At 50.2% G+C, this 17,219-nt stretch carries 14 protein-coding genes; 5 read left to right on the top strand and 9 right to left on the bottom strand.

What is annotated here, in order from left to right; translation table 11 throughout:
- Nucleotides 1–28 precede the first annotated feature (28 nt).
- A complete protein-coding gene (locus ACVBEF_RS05390) occupies nucleotides 29–1,315 on the bottom strand; it encodes a hypothetical protein (protein WP_447122914.1) in 1,287 nt (428 codons plus the stop codon).
- Between the two features lie 390 nt (nucleotides 1,316–1,705).
- On the opposite strand from ACVBEF_RS05390, the gene ACVBEF_RS05385 reads away from it, so the two are divergent.
- A complete protein-coding gene (locus tag ACVBEF_RS05385) occupies nucleotides 1,706–2,053 on the top strand; it encodes a hypothetical protein (RefSeq protein ID WP_447122913.1) in 348 nt (115 codons plus the stop codon).
- Between the two features lie 73 nt (nucleotides 2,054–2,126).
- On the top strand, nucleotides 2,127–2,486 hold the full coding sequence (locus tag ACVBEF_RS05380) for a hypothetical protein (protein ID WP_447122912.1): 360 nt from the start codon (nucleotides 2,127–2,129) through the stop codon (nucleotides 2,484–2,486).
- 116 nt (nucleotides 2,487–2,602) lie between these two features.
- Here ACVBEF_RS05380 and ACVBEF_RS05375 read toward each other — a convergent pair whose 3' ends face one another.
- The 5 genes from ACVBEF_RS05375 to ACVBEF_RS05355 form a co-directional block, all read right to left on the bottom strand.
- The gene (locus ACVBEF_RS05375; protein ID WP_447122911.1) at nucleotides 2,603–3,196 is read right to left on the bottom strand and encodes a phosphatase PAP2 family protein; all 594 of its coding nucleotides are present in this window, start codon (nucleotides 3,194–3,196) and stop codon (nucleotides 2,603–2,605) included.
- Between the two features lie 130 nt (nucleotides 3,197–3,326).
- Complete coding sequence (locus ACVBEF_RS05370; RefSeq protein WP_447122910.1) at nucleotides 3,327–3,836, bottom strand: hypothetical protein; 510 nt, start codon at nucleotides 3,834–3,836, stop codon at nucleotides 3,327–3,329.
- Nucleotides 3,837–3,957: 121 nt separating this feature from the next.
- The gene (locus ACVBEF_RS05365) at nucleotides 3,958–4,890 is read right to left on the bottom strand and encodes an ABC transporter permease (protein ID WP_447122909.1); all 933 of its coding nucleotides are present in this window, start codon (nucleotides 4,888–4,890) and stop codon (nucleotides 3,958–3,960) included.
- Nucleotides 4,887–5,948 (bottom strand): ABC transporter permease, encoded by a 1,062-nt coding sequence (locus tag ACVBEF_RS05360; RefSeq protein ID WP_447122917.1) that lies wholly within the window; start codon nucleotides 5,946–5,948, stop codon nucleotides 4,887–4,889. Before ACVBEF_RS05360 ends, ACVBEF_RS05365 begins: the two co-directional genes overlap by 4 nt.
- Before the next feature lie 25 nt (nucleotides 5,949–5,973).
- Nucleotides 5,974–7,590 (bottom strand): ABC transporter ATP-binding protein, encoded by a 1,617-nt coding sequence (locus tag ACVBEF_RS05355; RefSeq protein ID WP_447122916.1) that lies wholly within the window; start codon nucleotides 7,588–7,590, stop codon nucleotides 5,974–5,976.
- A gap of 561 nt (nucleotides 7,591–8,151) precedes the next feature.
- On the opposite strand from ACVBEF_RS05355, the gene ACVBEF_RS05350 reads away from it, so the two are divergent.
- The 3 genes from ACVBEF_RS05350 to ACVBEF_RS05340 all read left to right on the top strand — a co-directional run bounded on the left by ACVBEF_RS05350 (nucleotide 8,152) and on the right by ACVBEF_RS05340 (nucleotide 11,242).
- On the top strand, nucleotides 8,152–8,985 hold the full coding sequence (locus tag ACVBEF_RS05350; protein ID WP_447122908.1) for an outer envelope protein: 834 nt from the start codon (nucleotides 8,152–8,154) through the stop codon (nucleotides 8,983–8,985).
- A gap of 204 nt (nucleotides 8,986–9,189) precedes the next feature.
- A complete protein-coding gene (locus ACVBEF_RS05345) occupies nucleotides 9,190–10,275 on the top strand; it encodes a BMP family ABC transporter substrate-binding protein (RefSeq protein ID WP_447122907.1) in 1,086 nt (361 codons plus the stop codon).
- A 226-nt stretch (nucleotides 10,276–10,501) separates the two neighbouring features.
- On the top strand, nucleotides 10,502–11,242 hold the full coding sequence (locus ACVBEF_RS05340; RefSeq protein ID WP_447122906.1) for a GntR family transcriptional regulator: 741 nt from the start codon (nucleotides 10,502–10,504) through the stop codon (nucleotides 11,240–11,242).
- 15 nt (nucleotides 11,243–11,257) lie between these two features.
- Here ACVBEF_RS05340 and ACVBEF_RS05335 read toward each other — a convergent pair whose 3' ends face one another.
- The 3 genes from ACVBEF_RS05335 to ACVBEF_RS05325 all read right to left on the bottom strand — a co-directional run bounded on the left by ACVBEF_RS05335 (nucleotide 11,258) and on the right by ACVBEF_RS05325 (nucleotide 17,195).
- Complete coding sequence (locus ACVBEF_RS05335) at nucleotides 11,258–13,339, bottom strand: hypothetical protein (protein WP_447122905.1); 2,082 nt, start codon at nucleotides 13,337–13,339, stop codon at nucleotides 11,258–11,260.
- A 473-nt stretch (nucleotides 13,340–13,812) separates the two neighbouring features.
- Nucleotides 13,813–15,894 carry a hypothetical protein gene (locus tag ACVBEF_RS05330; RefSeq protein ID WP_447122904.1) on the bottom strand — a complete coding sequence of 694 codons (2,082 nt, stop codon included), beginning with the start codon at nucleotides 15,892–15,894 and terminating at the stop codon, nucleotides 13,813–13,815.
- Nucleotides 15,895–16,112: 218 nt separating this feature from the next.
- Complete coding sequence (locus ACVBEF_RS05325) at nucleotides 16,113–17,195, bottom strand: NAD(P)H-dependent flavin oxidoreductase (protein ID WP_447122903.1); 1,083 nt, start codon at nucleotides 17,193–17,195, stop codon at nucleotides 16,113–16,115.
- Nucleotides 17,196–17,219: the final 24 nt, after the last annotated feature.

Raw genomic sequence — 17,219 nt, 5'->3', positions numbered from 1 at the left:
CTTTTGAGGTTTCTCTTCTGGCTCAGTATTATTTTTTGCCGGGCGATGCCACTGCGTTGATCATCGCTTGCCCCTTCTTCGATAAGCTGGCATTAGCATGCATGTAAGTCATCAGCGAATGCGGAGACACCTGGCAGCGTTGCGCAAGCGCATACAATCCACCAGCTTTCCGGATGCCGTCTGATCCCATAGCCTCGAGCTTGCGCAGCAAATCAACGGTCACCCGCTTGGTATGTGGTTGTATCAATGCATTGATCTTGGCATTCCCTAGCGGGGTGTACTCAGCATTGGTTTTAATGTGCTTCTTGAGTGAGCTCAATCCCACTTTGTGCTCCTGCGCCAGTGTGTGCAATCCACCGGCCATCAGGATGCCATTGGGCCCCATAGCGTTGATCTTGCGCAGCAAATCAACGCTCACCTTTTTGGTAAGTGGCATTGGCGTCATATCGAGTTTGGCCTGTTCTGTCGGGGTGATAGTACCGTCTGTGTAAATGTGGTATTGGAGCGATTGAAGCGATACGTTGTACCTATTCGCAAGTGCCGGCAGCCCCATTTTCTGTATGCCCTCAGGTTCCATTTCCTGCAATACCATCATCAAAGCAGGCGTTATTGTCGACGTGGGGATAGACGCACTATCTACAGGTATCCTCTCGCGCTGGTGGAATAAAGGCTCCGGTAACGGATCAAATGCGACGACGGGACTAACTTTAGCTGCTTCAAGTAATTGGCGAATGTTTGAGGGTGGGGAGAGTATTGCTGTCGGGTTTGACTCAGCGTATGAGGGAGGCTGGCAGGTGGCATCTAAGAACGGTTCTCCAAAGACATTGCTGATCTGTTCGGCAAAATAGACATCTGGAATGTGCTCTGTAGGAGATAGCGGTGTGGACCGAGTCTGGTATGAACTGGTCGGGTACGTTGCGTCACAGAACGGTACACCATAAACATTACTTATCTGTTCTGCAAAAAATGTATCTGGAAATTGTTCCGCAGGAGGCAGCGTTGTGGGCTGTGTTTGATCTGAGCTGGTCTGGTACGTCGCATCATAGAGCGTTAAGCCATAGACATTACTTATCTGCTCGGAAAAATGTGGACCTGAAAATGGTTCTGCAGGCCCTCGCGGTGCGGACTGCGTCACAAGAGAGGGAACGTTAGGTGTATTTTGAAAAATAGGAAATTGGAACATAAGGCGATTGTGCGGTAAGAAAAATTGCGTTGGTTTGTCGCATGCATAACATCTGACAAAACGATTTTTATGCAAGTTGGCCAGCCGATAGAATCTGCTGTGGATAATTTCATTAAAGCATATGCCCGCCATCTATATACGTCATCCATGATTTCACCAAAGCGATTTTTTGTATGTGCTGTCATCGCAAAAAATGCATCGGGAAAAATACGCAAAATATTCAATTAATTTGGTCGTGGTGTTCGTTGTATCGGGGCAGCCTTCGTCAGCTTTCTAAAGTCTACGATGCGCGCCCTCGGCAATCGCTGTTCTTCCCATCATCGCTAAAGTATTGGCTGAGTCAGTCCGCTATGCCGCTCCCTGCAAATGCCAATGGATATCTGAATCCTTCGTTTGTTGAGTTGTAACGGGTTGTAAAGACCGTCAACGCGATGCTTTCAGCAGCCGTTTATAGCGCAAGACCTCAGACATTCTGAGGATTTTAAAACAACCGGTTTAAGACACATTTTTTAGGATGTCAAAATGAATAAATTACTCGTTACTCTGATCGCCGGCCTGTTCGCTACTTCTGTTTTCGCACAAGCCGCAGCGCCTGCAGCACCGACCGTGCCAACTGTTTCAACAGCAGTAGCAGCTAAAGCCGATGTGAAAGAAAATAAAGTTGCGGTTAAAGCTGATACAAAAGTCGATACAAAAACCGACGCAAAAGTAGCCGACACAAAATCAGATGCCAAGGTAACGAAAGCAAAGGTCCATCATAGAGTGGTTAAAGCTAAATCGACCGCTAAAGTAGAACCGGTAGCCGCAAAAGTTGACGCAAGAGTGGGCACTGTCGCTAAGGCAGACGCCGCAGTAGCCGTACCTAAGTAAGCAGGTTGTTGCACCAAAAAAGACAGACTAGTTCTGTCTTTTTAATTTTCAGCGGTATCGAGGAAAAATAATCATGCAAAAATATCTCACCATTGCGGCTGGCGTGTTCGCCAGCGCTGTATTAATGATGGCCGCGAACCCCGCGATGGCGCACGTTGATGTCGGTATCAATATTGGTTTGCCAGGCGTGCTTGTCGCGCCCGAGCCGGTCTATGTTCAGCCGGAGCCAGTCTATGTGCAACCGCGTCCGGTCTACGTGGCACCGCGCCCAGTCTATGTTGAGCAGCGTCCTGAGTATATTCGAGAAGATCGTGAAGACGAATGGCGTGAGCGCAATATGCGCGCACGGGAATGGCGCGAACGTCAATGGCACGAGCGGCATGATCGGTATGATGATCACGAACACCACGGCCATCGCGACCATGACGATTGATGTAGTGGTCAGAGACTGACTGCGAAATGAATGCTCTTTAATACAGAACCGCGCGTGCATAGTGCATCGCGCGGTTTTGTCATTTTTGCCGAGATAAATTGTATGAAACGGTTTATTTAATCCATCCAGCCGCGTCGGATAAACAGCGCAAACAGCCGACGATGGATCGCGGTCGCGCAATAGTAAACCGGCCCAAGATACCATTTCGCCGTCACCGATCCAAGTCCTGCGCTGACAGCAGCAACCACCACAGCGCCCAACATATCGAGCGGAAAATGGACGCCAACATACATCCGCGCCCAAGCTACCGGCAAGCCCATGAGCGTGAACAACAGACCGATTACTCGCAGACGAGGATGCAGCAGAAAACTAAACGCGACTGCCAACAACAACGTCAAATGATCGCTCGGAAAAGAAGAGTCGGGCGCGTGCGTCACAAAGTTATTCCCCAATCCGATGACGAACGGTCTTGGATGCTCCCATAACAAGCTGATGAGTTGATTAAGTACCATTCCGATAATGCCCGCAACGGTCGCTTGCAACATACATTTGCGGATTTGCTCAGAGCCGCGCAACCATCCCACCAACACCACAATCGGTACCAGCCAGATCAGTTGTTGCGCACATATGATGGCGATGGTGAGGATGAGCGGGTCGGGATGCGCCGGGGCGTTTATCAGCAGAAACAGGGCTTGATTGAGTTGTTCCATAAGACCTTTAAAAAAAAGATCCCCGCGACACTGTGTCGCGGGGATCGATATTTTTACCGTTGTGGCCTGGGATGTCCAGACTTTGTCTGGGTTATTTAATGGTTTTCACGGGAATGTTCGGGAGGGTTTATCAAAGTTCCGTAATAAAGCTTGACGATATGTCCTTTTGCCCGCTTGGTGTGGGATTAGAATCAAATGCAATAGGTGTGAATTTTGTAATTTTCACATTGGAATTGCTAGTGTCTTGTACAAGAGTTGCGCTCTTAAGATCAGATGCAATGGTTGTATATTTATTAATTCTTGTATTGAGATCCTCGCAACTGCGTTTCAGCGTTACATACTCATTTACCCTATCCCATCGGGCGTAATGTTCATTACTATCCTCGATAGTATTGTGACGTTTATTTTCGGGATGGTCCTCAGCATACTCAAGATCACTTTTGTAGTGCTCCATTTGTTGAGTCATCTTTGACACACTATGTTGCATCTTTACATTCGTGTTTTCTACAGATTTTAACAATTTGGCAATGCCAGCAGCATCCCCTGATGCCATTGCACGATTAGCTTTTGCTGTCGTACTTCCCTGTATCTCTGCCTTGACCCATTGCACGACAGTATTTCCTATACTACTGATACTCATAAAAAAATTCCATATAGTTATCGATATGAAATTTTGACCTTTTCTCGGATTTTTATCTTTCAAGAAACGCTTGTTATGCCAGCAGTTTTTCCTGCTGTTGACCGCGCCCAGCCTTGCTCCATCAAGCATCCGGATGAAAACTTCGCCCCAGCGACACCGGCTGATTCAACAAAATCGTTTTAGGATCGCGGCAGATAATCACCAGTACCACCACCGTCGCCACGTACGGCAGCATCGACAAAAATTCCGACGGCACGCCCAGCCCAAACCCTTGCGCGAACAGTTGCAGTACCGTCACGCCGCCAAACAGATACGCACCCGCCATGACCCGCAACGGTTTCCACGTCCCGAACACCACCAGCGCCAGCGCGATCCAGCCTTTGCCGGCGGTCATGCCTTCGACCCACATTGGTGTTTGCACAATGGACAGATACGCGCCGGCGATACCTGCTGTAGCACCGCCGAACATCACCGCCAGATAGCGGATCAAGATCACCGGATGGCCGATGGCGTGGGCCACCGTAGGCGATTCGCCGACGGCGCGCAGTTTCAGGCCGGTATGACTTTTGGTCAGAAACCAGACCACCGCAGCGCCGAGCACTAGCGACAAATAGACCATGATGTCGTAGTGAAAAATTAACTTACCCAGTACCGGCAAATCGGACAGCAATGGAATATCGAGGCCTTTCAAGCCTTGTATCGGTGTACCGGCCAAATCGTGCCCGACAAAGGCCGACAAGCCGATGCCGAATAGCGTCAAGGCCAGTCCGGTGGCGACTTGATTGGCTTGCAGCGTGAGCGTCAGAAACGCAAAGATCAGCGACAAAGCGACGCCAGCAGTAGCGGCGGCGATGAAGCCGAGCGTCGGACTGTCAGTTGCCAGCGCCGCAGCAAAGCCGGCGACTGCGCCAACCAGCATCATGCCTTCAATGCCCAGATTGAGGACGCCAGCTTTTTCGACCACGGTTTCGCCTAGCGCTGCGTAAATCAGGGGCGTGGCGGCCACGACGGTGCTGACAATAATAGGAATAACAGGGCTGGTGACGAGGCTCATGCGGCTTCCTTAGTAACGGCGTGGGTGCTGATGACCTTGGCCACGGTGACATTTTTGAGTTTGAAAGTAATGAACAAATCGGCGGCCAGCAAATAAAACAGCAGTAAACCCTGGAACAGACCGGTAATCGCCGACGGCAGCGCCATCTGCATTTGCGCCGATTCGCCGCCCAGATACAGCAGTGACATCAGCAAGGCGCCCAGCACAATCCCGACCGGATGCAAGCGTCCGATCCAGGCTACGATGATGGCTGCGAAGCCGTAGCCGGGTGAGATTTGCGCCTGCAACTGACCGATCGGCCCGGCCACTTCGCACAAGCCCGCCACACCTGCCGTCGCGCCGCTGATGAGCAGGGCCATCCAGACATTACGCTTGTTGGAAAAGCCCGCATAGGCCGCAGCATCGGGCGCGACACCGGCGACTTCCATACGAAAACCGGCAAAGGTTTTGCTGGAAAAAAACCATGACGCCACAGCCAGCAACAAGCCCAAAATCAAGCCCCAATTGGCGCGTGTACCTTCGATTAGCAGCGGCACTAAATAGGCATCGTCAAAAGTTTTCGATTGCGGAAAATTAAATCCGTGTGGATCGCGCCACGGGCCGTGTACCAGATACGACAGCACCAATTGGGCGATATACACCAGCATCAGCGTGACCAGAATTTCGCTGGTATTGAAGCGATTGCGCAGAAACGCCGGAATCGCCGCCCACGTCATGCCGCCTGCCGCACCGGCAATAAACATCAGCGGCAGTCCCCACATCGTAGGGGTGTCACCCAGCCACAGCGCCACACCACCACCGGCAATCGCTCCCATCGTGAGTTGGCCTTCGGCACCGATGTTCCAGACATTGGCCCGAAAGCCCAGTGCCAGACCCAGCGCGCATAACAATAACGGGGTAGCTTTGAGCAGCAGTTCGCCCACCCCGTAGACGGTTTCCAACGGTTTAATAAAGAAGACGTAAAACGCTTGCTGCGGATCTTTACCCAGCACGCTAAAAATCACGATGCCGGTCAGCAGCATCGCCACAGCCGCAATCAACGGCGAGGCGATCCGCATCAGTGGCGACGGGGCGGCACGACGTTCAAGCTTGAGCAAGATGATTCTCCGGTGTGAGGGATGTTAAGGCGGTCGTTGCACTATGCGAACCGGTATTAGGGGAGTCCTTTGGTGCGTCATCAAAATTGCCGCTCATCCAGTTGCCGATCTGTTCGATGTCGGTATCGGCTAGTCGCACCGCTGGCGACAATCGGCCATTCGCCAACACGCAAATGCGGTCGCTGATGGTGAACAATTCGTCGAGCTCTTCTGAAATCACCAGCAGCGCCACGCCTTGTCCGCGCAAATCGATGAGGGCTTGTCGGATCAATTGCGCCGCTCCTACGTCTACGCCCCAGGTTGGCTGTGCCACGATCATCATTTTTGGGTTGAGCATGGTTTCGCGCCCGACGATAAATTTTTGTAGATTGCCGCCTGACAGACTGGTTGCCGCAGATTCTGCGCCGCCGCATTTGACGCTGAAACGGGCAATCACATCCTGCGTAAATTGCCGGATGGCGGCTGGCCGTATCAATCCTTTTTTGACCATGCCATGGCGTGCGCCGGTCAGTAGTGCATTCTTGTCCAGGCTCATACTTGGCACCGCACCGCGTCCGAGTCGCTCTTCCGGCACAAACGTCAGTCCGCGCAATCGACGCTGGGCCGGATTCAAGTGACCGGCCTGCTGGCCCATCAACATAATCATCGGGCCTTGTCCACTGATGGTTTCACCCGACAGCGCAGCCAGCAATTCTTTCTGACCGTTGCCGGACACTCCGGCGATTCCCAAAATTTCACCGCTTTTGACCGTCAGGCAGATGTCTTTGAGCGTGGTCCCGAACGGATCAATCGTTCCTAGCGATAATTTATCGAGCGCAAGGCGCACTTCGCCCGTCGCCTGCGGCGTCAAATGGCATTCGGCCAGCTCGCCGCCTATCATCATTCGGGCCAGACTATCGTTGGTTTCGTTTTTAGGAATGGCACTGCCGCTCACGCGTCCGCCGCGCAAGACGGTTGCGGTATCGCATAAAGCGCGGATTTCGTCGAGTTTGTGGCTGATATACAAAATACTGCAGCCCTCTGCTGCGAGTTGGCGCAGGGTAGTAAACAACGTCAGCACCGCCTGCGGCGTGAGCACCGAGGTTGGCTCATCCATGATCAATAGTTTTGGTTCTTGCAACAGACAACGCACGATTTCCACACGCTGACGCTCACCCACCGACATGCTGTGCACCAGTCGGTGCGGATCAATCGGCAAGCCGTATTTTTCCGATACTTCGGTAATGCGCGCCGCCAGCAGGGCAGGGGCGACCTGGACATCGAGCGCCAGCGCAATATTGTCGGCCACCGTGAGCGTCTCAAACAAGGAGAAATGCTGGAACACCATGCCTATTCCTAAGCGTCGTGCCTGCGCCGGGTTAGCGATATCCAGATAGCGCCCTTCCCATAGAATACTGCCCGCGTCCGGTTTCACCACGCCGTAGACGATCTTCATGAGGGTACTTTTACCTGCACCATTTTCGCCCAATAAGGCGTGAATCTCACCGGGATTGACGCTCAGGCTGATGTCGTCATTGGCGACTACGCTGGGATAGCGTTTGGTGATGCCATTGAGGATAAGGCGCGGGGACATAGGGGAAGAACTTGGCAGCGGCAGGTCCATAGGAGGAATCCCTTTTAATTGTAAATGCGAAGCAATGACGAGAACTTGCAATTGTTGTGCCATGAATCGGCCAGCATCGCTTATTGGCGTCGGGTAGATATCTGAGAGTACTTTGGTCGTCGCGCTCTATATCACTGCTCTTCTATATGGGCTGCCTTTCCCTGCCAGTGCGGGTCAATAATTCTGATCCGTTATTTAATTGTCGACAATCCTAATTATCATTTGTCGCAAAAAAACACAGAAATTGTGAAAAGAAATTTTCTTCATTGCACCGTTACGGCGCACGATCTATTATCTAAGCGCTAATATAATGCAAAAACAACCATCCTTGCACTGATTCCCTGCATTCTTATCTCAGTCGAGATTGGATGAGTCGGTTTTACTTGGGAGAGCGTAATTGCCGACAATTGGCATGGGAATTGCTATCAATAATTTTAAGAATCGGGATTGTTGAAATTGGCATTTCTGCCCGGCAACTGTTTTTGAATGTTGTAAATATCGTAATAAGGAGAAATGAGGCTCCTTAACTCCTTTCATGTTCGACTCTCGTGGAAAAGCATCATGACAAAGCAAGCGGCAATAAAAATCGGCAAGTTGGCAGTAAATGTTCTGGCGGTAGTAGCAGCACTAGCCAGTGTCCAGGTAAAAGCGGCTGAGTGGAGTGACACTTCAATCGGTTATCGTTACGGCACCAATTTTGCTGAGCCGTACGTCGGTACCGGCATTGCCAAAAGCATCATCGATCTGCAGCACGTGAGTGGTTATAAATACGGTACTAACTTTTTCAATGTCGATTTGTTGCAATCGGACAGCAAGGACAGCAATGCGCAAGAAGCGTATATCGTCTATCGCAACACGGTTGATCTGAGCAAAGTCACAGGAAAAACCCTGTCATTCGGCCCTGCGCGTAGCTTCGGCATCACCGCTGGTTTCGATTGGAATACCAAGAACGATCCTGGCTATGCTTCAAGAAAGCGCATGCTGGTATTGGGTCCTACAGTCATGGTCGATGTGCCGGGCTTTTTGAATGTCAGCTTGTTGTTGATGCGTGAAAGTAATCAGCCGGTTGGAATTACTAGTCGTTATACCTACGAAACGCATCCAATGTTAAGCGCAGCATGGGGTATTCCTATTGCTTCGACCGGGTTGGCGTTTGAGGGATATTTTGACTATATCGCTTCTAAAGGAAAGAATGAATTCGGTGGCAGTACATCGCCAGAGACGCATTTTGATGCTCAGATCATGTATGACCTGGGTACGCCTTTGGGCATGGGTAAAAATACCCTCCGTGCTGGGTTGGAATATGAATATTGGCGTAACAAGTTTGGTACACCGTCTTCGGTTAATGGGTCTTTGGCTAAGACGCCTATGGTTCGGGTCGAATACCACTTTTAATTATTAGTGGTTGTTTTGGTTATTCGGTTATTGGTTATTTGGTAATTAACACGGTATGTGCTCCGTGGAGGCTCGTCGGGGGTGGCCCGACCAGCCTCCACGGAGCGCCAACCGTGTCAGCAACCGAAGACCAAAAGACCGAAGATCGAAACTAAAACAGTTCTAAAAAAGTACTCACCAAGCAACACCTACAAGGAGTTCTGAATGTTCAAATTACGCTCTACATTACTAGCCCTCGCAACGGCTGCCACCCTGACATTAGGCATCATGCCAACCGCACAAGCAGCCGATCCGCTTAAAGTAGCTTTCGTCTACATCGGCCCGGTAGGCGACGGCGGCTGGACGTTCCAGCACGACCAGGGACGCCTCGCCATCGAAAAAGAATTCGGCAATAAAATCAAAACAACCTACGTAGAAAACGTCCCCGAAACAGCCGACGCCGAACGCGTCATCAGACAACTCGCCGTCGATGGCAATCAGTTAATATTCACCACCTCATTCGGCTATATGGACCCGACCATCAAGGTCGCCAAATCCTTCCCAAAAGTCCATTTCGTCCACGCAACCGGCTACAAAACCGCTGCAAACGTCGGCACCTACCAAACCCGTTTCTATGAAGGCGCATACCTGCTAGGCATGATCGCCGGAAAAATGACCAAGACCAATACACTCGGCTTCGTCGGTTCTTTCCCAGTACCGGAAGTCGTCCGTAACGTCAACGCCTACACACTAGGCGCCAAAAGCGTCAACCCTAAAATCAAGACAAAAATTGTCTGGGTAAATACTTGGTACGATCCGGGCAAAGAACGTCAAGCTGCTGAAACATTGATCGCCCAAGGTGCCGACATGCTCGCCCAAAACACCGACTCTCCTGCTGTAGTACAAGTAGCCCAGGAAAAAGGCGTACATGCATTCGGATGGGATTCCGACATGGCGAAATACGGCCCAAAAGCACATCTGACAGCTAATACTGAAAACTGGGGCGTGTATTACAGCGACGAAGTCAAAAAAGAGTTAGCCGGTACTTGGAAGCCTGAGCAAACGCTATGGGGTATTAAGGAAAATCTGGTGGTCTTGTCCCCATTGAATCCAGATGTCCCAGCCGATGTGGCAGCACTCTTTAATGAAAAGAAAAAAGCCATTATCGATGGCAAGTTACTACCTTTTGCAGGACCGCTGAAGGATAATACCGGTGCTGTCAAAGTCGCCGCTGGTGCAGTCATGCCGATGGGCGAGTTGATGAGTATCAACTGGTTGGTAGACGGCGTTGAAGGTACGTTGCCGAAGTAAGCAGTATCGAAAGTTTTCGCAAGATCGGAGATCATCCTCGTCATGCGATGTTATTTGCCCTGTTATTTGCCTCGCTTTGAGAAATGCGGGACAAAAAGCAGGGCTTTTTTCGATCACTGCCATTCATATTAAACAGATAAGAAATGTCCTATTACTGTTTTGCATTTGTAAAGCATGCGTAATAGTAAGTGCGCCTCATTGATCTAAACAAGCCACCGAGATGACTATGTCCCATACGATCAAAATGAACAAACCCGCTAAACCATTACGCCTCGCCAGCGCGGCAACCGGCAAACAGCATGCCGATACCGAGGAGCGTATTTATCACGATGTCTATGACGCCATTATGGAACACCGCTTGCCGCCGCGTACCAAATTGACGGAGCAGGTTTTGTGTCAGATCTACGATACGGCGCGCCATACGGTGCGCAAAGTCTTGACCCGACTGGCAACCGAGGGCTTGGTCGAACTGGAGGCCAATCGCGGCGCATTCATCGCCAGCCCGACTAGCGTAGAAGCAAAAGATATGTTCGAGCTACGCAATATTATTGAGCATGCCACATTAGAAAAAGTAGCCTGTGTGGCGACTCCCAAGCAATTGGCAGCATTGCGCAAACTGGTCGATGAGGAGCGTGTTGCCCATACCAGCGGCGACCGCCCGCGCTGGATACGGTTATCTGCCCAATTCCATCTTGAGTTGGCCGCACTGACTGATAACGTTTTATTGGTAGAGACGCTACGCAAACTGGTCTCACGCACGACCTTGCTGATCGCAAAGATAGACGCACCTGGTCAAAACGCCTGTTCTTTCGATGAGCATGAAAGCGTCTTGCTGGCGCTGGAAAATGGCGACGCAGCGTTGGCGCAATCTCAAATGGCACGTCATTTACATAATTGTGAAGAGCGGGTGCAGCCGGAACCGGCTGCACATTTCGATTTGCGGGCGGCATTGGGAAAGCCGGTTTAATGCCGCCTTGGATCTTTAATTAACCGTAAAGTTAATCGAAGCACTGGCTTGTCGACCCATGTAGCTGTCCAAGTACACCGTAGCGATATAAAAGCCAGGTTTGGTCGGAGAAAATGCCCAGTTTTGATTCTTGGTTTCCTCACCCGAATAGACGATATGGCCTATGCTGTCAAAAATAGTCCACGTAAATGTCGAGCGAGTTTCATCGACCCAAGGCATGTTTGTCTTTGCTTTTAACCAGACTTTTTCCCCCGCTACAGGGTTCTTGGTGATGAGCTCTGGCCGCATATCGGGTTCGCGTAATGTGACCTTGACGGATGCGGTACCTGGTCTCTTGAAATGCCCACTTTTATCTGTGACGCGCAACTCAAACGTGAACCTATCATTGATCAGGCCTGCCGGAATATTGACGCGGGTAGTGAGGCTGTCGGGAGCTGATAGTTTGAGTTGCGGAGAGCCGCTGGTTTGCCGCCATTGATAGGAGAAATCGCCGTCGCCTTCAACCTTGCCGCTAAGGCCGATTGAAAAATTGATGTTAGTGCCGCTCAGCGGATAGACATCCTGACCGGCATCTACTTTCGGTGCTTGCTGTTCCCCATCTTCGTCAGATAAAGAAACCTGGTGCAAACGCATGTCTGATCCGACCGCTAATAACTGATTGTTTGTTACTACGGGCATCATACTGATTGGCAGAATGTGATCTGAAGTTTGTCCAGAGCGGTATTTTTCCAGACCTGTTTTCGCATCCAGTATGAATATCTGACTTTCATAAGCGTTGCTTAAACCGTGGTTCGGACCTATCCAGTCGTAGCGGTGGTCAACTACCGTGCGTGACAGCATCAGATCACCACTTTTTAGCAATATAGGGGCAAAGTTATTCTTAAATCTGCGCTCGGCAGAACCTTTGTAATGCCCATTTTTAATTTCATTAATAGATAACGCCGTATATTTCCAAAGTAGCTTTCGCGACTGTAGATCGTAGGCGAAAAAGGCATTATGGTAGGCGTCGGTATGCATCAAATTGGGCACTTTTTTGTTGGTGTCGTACGCCCAAAAATACACAACATTATCGATTAATGTCATCTGCGAGAGTATTGGCATCACGTTGTGCCCCATCATAGAATGAAAATCAGACCATTCATCGACCAAACCATTCGAGTCTGAATATACCTTTGGTTTTTGCCACGGGTTGGTCGGACTGAGCCGATAAAACCTGATATCAACCCGATCTTTGCCGTGTGGGTTGAATGGCGCAATAGAGATGAATTTGTTGTCGTCGGTACGCACCAGGTCGGCTGGTCTGAGGGTCAGTTCGACATCCCACAGCGGTTTAATTTTTCCAGATTCGGCGTCTTTGACTGCATCTTTCCCCATAGGAAATGCATACAGAATGCCGTCTCGATCCCACGCATTATTGGGCAATCTTTTCCAAAACATGGCGTAGAGAATTTTATGTTTGGCGTCAACGATGACTTTTTGCGGATAGAGGTCGTCCGGTAGTTCTGTGCTGAGTTTTTCAGTGGTATCCCCGACCTGGCGGATGATAGAAAACCGCTTCGCCTGGCCAATGGATTCTTGCTCGAACACATGCAGCATCCCGTCAAGCGCACGCGGAAAAGCCATACGGTAAAGGGATGGCGCATCGGGATTGTGATACTCCCACTTAGCATGCGGATGCATTAATGTCGTCTTTGAATCGATCGCAAAGACATCGTGTGCTGATGAAATAAAAAAGACGGTGTCATCCGCATCTTCGGCTAAGACTGCCGGAAATAAAGGCTGATTGCCAAACACGCCCTGCGCCGGGCCGCCTTCTTTAAAGGTCCATTTTGGCTTTAGCGATGCATGATCTTTGTCGGCAATCTCGAAAGCTGTCAAGGCACCTTCGCGATCGCGATAAAAAAGCATGCCATCACGAACAGGGGATGACTGATCGCGTCGATCAAAATATGCATAACCGCTTTTGACATCTTCCAGAACGACGGAATGTAACGGGCCAATTGACGACAACGGGGTGGGGGAGGATGTGCCGGCAAAACCTGATACGGTCAAGCACATCAGGCTAGCGGCAAGGATGAGCCTTTTGGGAGAAAACATGGTGATATTCAAGCAATGTCCAATCAATTTAAAAATGTGTATTTGTTCTTACAGAGTGAGAAAAATATCGCTCCGAGCGACGTATATTCCCGTTTATTTGGTAAACGAAAATAAGGCCGGAGCGTAATGTAATGGAAATGACTATTTTTAACTTCCAAGAAATATCCAATTCCGGGTCATGTTTTTTAGTGAGGATTGACGCAAAATCATCCGAACGAAGTTGCGCCCTCTAGCCGCGCCAGACGTTGATCAGGGTATGCGCCGTGAGCTATTGAAAAATGAAACAACGGGAGTATTCGAAATGCGGTCGCATTGCTTGCGCAGGCAAGCGTTTATGCGCTCTTTGAAGACGTATAAACAGCGTAAATGGAGGATGGAAGATTTCTTAAGATGACGCGATTTCAGCCTACTATTGCGTGACAAGAGCGGCACGCTTGGTATCAGGCGTACCGCTCTTGTCGCGTTCAGAACAGTTATTTCGCTCTGATTAATCCAGACCAACTAGCTTGACGGCCCATATAGCTACGCAACACTACGTTGACTATGTATGAACCGGGAGTGGATGGAAAAAAATCCCACGATTGATCATTGGTTTTCTCACCGGAATCAACAACGTTGCCGGACATATCGGTTATTTCCCATACAAATGTCGAACGGTTTTCATTTTTCCAGGGCATGTTCGTCATTGCTTTGAGAGATATTTTTTCCCCTGCAGTAGCTTGCTCTGTCACTAACCAGACATTCGGTGCGCGCAGCGTGACGGTGACATTCGCAGCTCCTGGTTTCTTGAAATATCCACTTTTATCCGTGGCGTGCAATTCAAACGTAAAGTTATCTTCGATCAGGCCTGCCGGAATATTGACGCGGGTATTGAGACTATCGGGAGCGGTCAGTTTGAGTTTTTGATTGCCGCTGATTTGTCGCCATTCATAGGAGAAGTCGCCGGATTCTTTTATCTTGCCGCTGAGTCCGATTGAAAAATTGATGTTAGTGCCGCTCAACGGATGCACGTCATGACCGGCATTAACTGTCGGTGCTTCGCCATTGGCACCGATTAAAGTAGCCTGGCGCAGACGCATGTCGCTGCCGACCGCTAACAACTGATCATTGGACACCGTCGGCATCATACTGATCGGTAGTTCGTCGTCCGAAGTCTGGCTAAGTCGGTTTTTTTCCTGACCGGTTTTTGCGTCCAGTATGAATACCTGGCTTTCATAAGCGTTGGTCAAATCGGCAGACACCGGATTGAAATCTTTACGGGGATCAACCACCGTACGTGCCAGCATCAAATCACCATTTTTTAGAATTACCGGGGCAAAGTTGTTTGTGGATATCCGCTCTGATGCGCCCTTGTAATTTCCCTCCATAATTGTATTAATTGACGACGCAGAATATTTCCAGCGGACCTCACGTGTATTGAGATCGTAGGCGTAAAACGCGTTATGGTAATGATTCGTGCTAAATCCAGCTGGCACCTTCTTCTTGGAGTCGGACGCCCAAAAATATGCAATGTTATTGATTAGGGTCATTTGGGAGAAGTCTGCCGATACGCGGATATCTTGCAGGCCAGGATTCACACTTTGCCACTGGCACTTTAAAAAATTTCCGGATAATACGACCGGTTTTTGCGCCGGGTTGGTCGGGCTTAACGGGCAAAACTGTGTAAATAGACGATCCTGAGAGGCGTCTTTAAAAGATGACATAAAAGTGAACGCGTTGTTATCGCTACGAACCATGTCGGTTGCGTTCCCGGAGAGAGAAACAACCCACAACGGTTTGATTTTTCCATCGACGGCGGCTTTGACTGCACTGTCTCCCATCGGAAACGCAAACAGACGCGCATGTGGATTCCACTCTAATTCTGATTCTCTTTTCCATAACAAGGCGTAAAGAATTTTATTCCTGGCATCAACGATGACTTTTTGTGGATAGTGCTTCTCCGGTATGTCTGCGCCCAGTTTTTCGGTGGTGTCGCCGACCTTGCGGATGATGGCAAAACGATTGACGCGGCTAATATCTTCTTGCTCAAAGATATGCAGCATGCCGTCGAGTGCACGCGGATAAGACATGCGATATAGCGTTGCAGCATCTGGATTGTGGTATTCCCACTTGGCTTCCGGATGCATTAAGGTGGTCTTTGGATCAAGCGCAAAAACGTCATGCGTTGTTCCAATAAAAAATACCGTGTCATCGGTATCGGTATCTTCAGCGAACACTGCCGGAAACAAAGGCTGCGTTCTGGGATTGCCCTGGTCTCCCTCGCCTTTTTTGAATGTCCATTTGGGACGTAACGATTCCTGATTTGCACCATCTTTATCCGTCACATCATAGGCCGTCAGGCCGCCTTCAACATCGCGGTAAAAAAGCATGCCATTACGTATGAAGGATGACTGATCGTTGCGATCAAAATAGGGATAGCCACTTTTGACATCTTCCAATACCACTGAATGTAGTTGGTTGAGTGGCGCCGAGTTTGGTGTTTGTGTACTGGCAAAACCTGATGCCGATAAACACATCAGGCTGGTGGTAAGAACAACTTTTTTAGAGGAAAACATTGCGATGTCTATTCCATTTTAATTTGAGGTCTGCGCAATTTCTGAGCAGACGAAAAAAACCTTATTTCACACATGGAAATAAGAACGGACGGCAATGTAATGCAGATAAAATCTGCAGGCCTTAAGGATGCGCTCAAATTCTGAGCACTCAACTTAACGTAAAGAACGGTGTGCAGTGCTAAAAAAAGGCCCGCGTTTGGGGCCTGAGCACGCATTAACTATCGCATTTCACCTACTGTAGTGAGTTCCAAAACCAGTTCCCGCATCAGATCAGCGACATCAATTCCCTCCCTACGCGCTCGGCTCATTGCCGCCGCCTGGCCCGCCCACAAAGAGAGAAATTCCGGGCGACCAGCCTTTTTCGCCGCTAGCCTGATTTCTGCCGTCAACGCGTTCTGCACCGGATACAGCGGTATTTGATCTTCATACGGTGCCATGCGCTGCATAAATGCGTTGACGATGCCGCGTGCGGCGCGACCGGAGAACGCCTTGGTCGTTCTGGTCGATGTATCGGATGCCTGACGTATTTTTGTTTTCCAAGTAGGGTCAATAATCGACTCCGCGCAAGGCAGGAAGGCTGTGCCCATTTGTACGGCCTGAGCGCCCAGCATGAGTGCGGCCGCAATGCCGCGCCCGTCCATGATCCCGCCGGCGGCAATCACTGGCAGCTTAACGTTGTCGACAATCTGCGGCACTAAGGCCATGGTGCCGATCATGCTGCTGTCGAAGCTGCCGATGAAGGTTCCGCGATGTCCGCCCGCCTCGGCTCCTTGAGCGCAAATAATATCGGCACCGTTGTTTTCCCATGCCTGCGCTTCAGCGACATTCGTCGCCGTTCCGATGACCAGACTTCCGGCGCGGTGTAAGCGCTCGATTGCGCTGGCATCGAGCAAGCCAAAGGTAAAACTGACAACTGGCACCTTCAGTTGGATCAGCATCGCTAACTGTGCTTCAAGGTCTTCACAATATTTGTCAAGCGGCGCAGCAGGCGCAAGCCCCAACTCTGCCCGAAACGGATTGAGCAAGACAAAAGCACGTTCGAGCTCTTGCTCAGTAGGATGAGGAGTGTCGAGCACAAACAGATTGACGTTGAATGGCCCGGCTGTCTGCGAGCGGATTGACGCCACCGCAGCTTCAATCCCCAGCGGCCCCAGAGATGACGCCGCCAGAGAGCCTAATCCGCCAGCATTCGTGACCGCCGCAGCCATCTCCGGCGTTCCTGCGCCAAGCATAGGTCCCAAGATGATCGGTTGAGCGATACCTAGCTTACACATCAAGTGCGTCGGCAATATTTTCGGCATGCATGTTCCTTATAAAGTTTGAAT

This window comes from Glaciimonas sp. GG7, from assembly GCF_052976905.1.
This window is presented reverse-complemented; position numbering and strand designations above follow the sequence as displayed.

Coding starts and splice junctions, on each gene's coding strand:
- ACVBEF_RS05330 (WP_447122904.1), bottom strand. CDS start 15,894: ATGTTTTCCTCTAAAAAAGTTGTTCTTACCACCAGCCTGATGTGTTTA.
- ACVBEF_RS05325 (WP_447122903.1), bottom strand. CDS start 17,195: ATGCCGAAAATATTGCCGACGCACTTGATGTGTAAGCTAGGTATCGCT.
- ACVBEF_RS05345 (WP_447122907.1), top strand. CDS start 9,190: ATGTTCAAATTACGCTCTACATTACTAGCCCTCGCAACGGCTGCCACC.
- ACVBEF_RS05375 (WP_447122911.1), bottom strand. CDS start 3,196: ATGGAACAACTCAATCAAGCCCTGTTTCTGCTGATAAACGCCCCGGCG.
- ACVBEF_RS05355 (WP_447122916.1), bottom strand. CDS start 7,590: ATGGACCTGCCGCTGCCAAGTTCTTCCCCTATGTCCCCGCGCCTTATC.
- ACVBEF_RS05385 (WP_447122913.1), top strand. CDS start 1,706: ATGAATAAATTACTCGTTACTCTGATCGCCGGCCTGTTCGCTACTTCT.
- ACVBEF_RS05350 (WP_447122908.1), top strand. CDS start 8,152: ATGACAAAGCAAGCGGCAATAAAAATCGGCAAGTTGGCAGTAAATGTT.
- ACVBEF_RS05360 (WP_447122917.1), bottom strand. CDS start 5,948: ATGCGGATCGCCTCGCCGTTGATTGCGGCTGTGGCGATGCTGCTGACC.
- ACVBEF_RS05365 (WP_447122909.1), bottom strand. CDS start 4,890: ATGAGCCTCGTCACCAGCCCTGTTATTCCTATTATTGTCAGCACCGTC.
- ACVBEF_RS05370 (WP_447122910.1), bottom strand. CDS start 3,836: ATGAGTATCAGTAGTATAGGAAATACTGTCGTGCAATGGGTCAAGGCA.
- ACVBEF_RS05340 (WP_447122906.1), top strand. CDS start 10,502: ATGTCCCATACGATCAAAATGAACAAACCCGCTAAACCATTACGCCTC.
- ACVBEF_RS05335 (WP_447122905.1), bottom strand. CDS start 13,339: ATGTTTTCTCCCAAAAGGCTCATCCTTGCCGCTAGCCTGATGTGCTTG.
- ACVBEF_RS05380 (WP_447122912.1), top strand. CDS start 2,127: ATGCAAAAATATCTCACCATTGCGGCTGGCGTGTTCGCCAGCGCTGTA.
- ACVBEF_RS05390 (WP_447122914.1), bottom strand. CDS start 1,315: ATGGCGGGCATATGCTTTAATGAAATTATCCACAGCAGATTCTATCGG.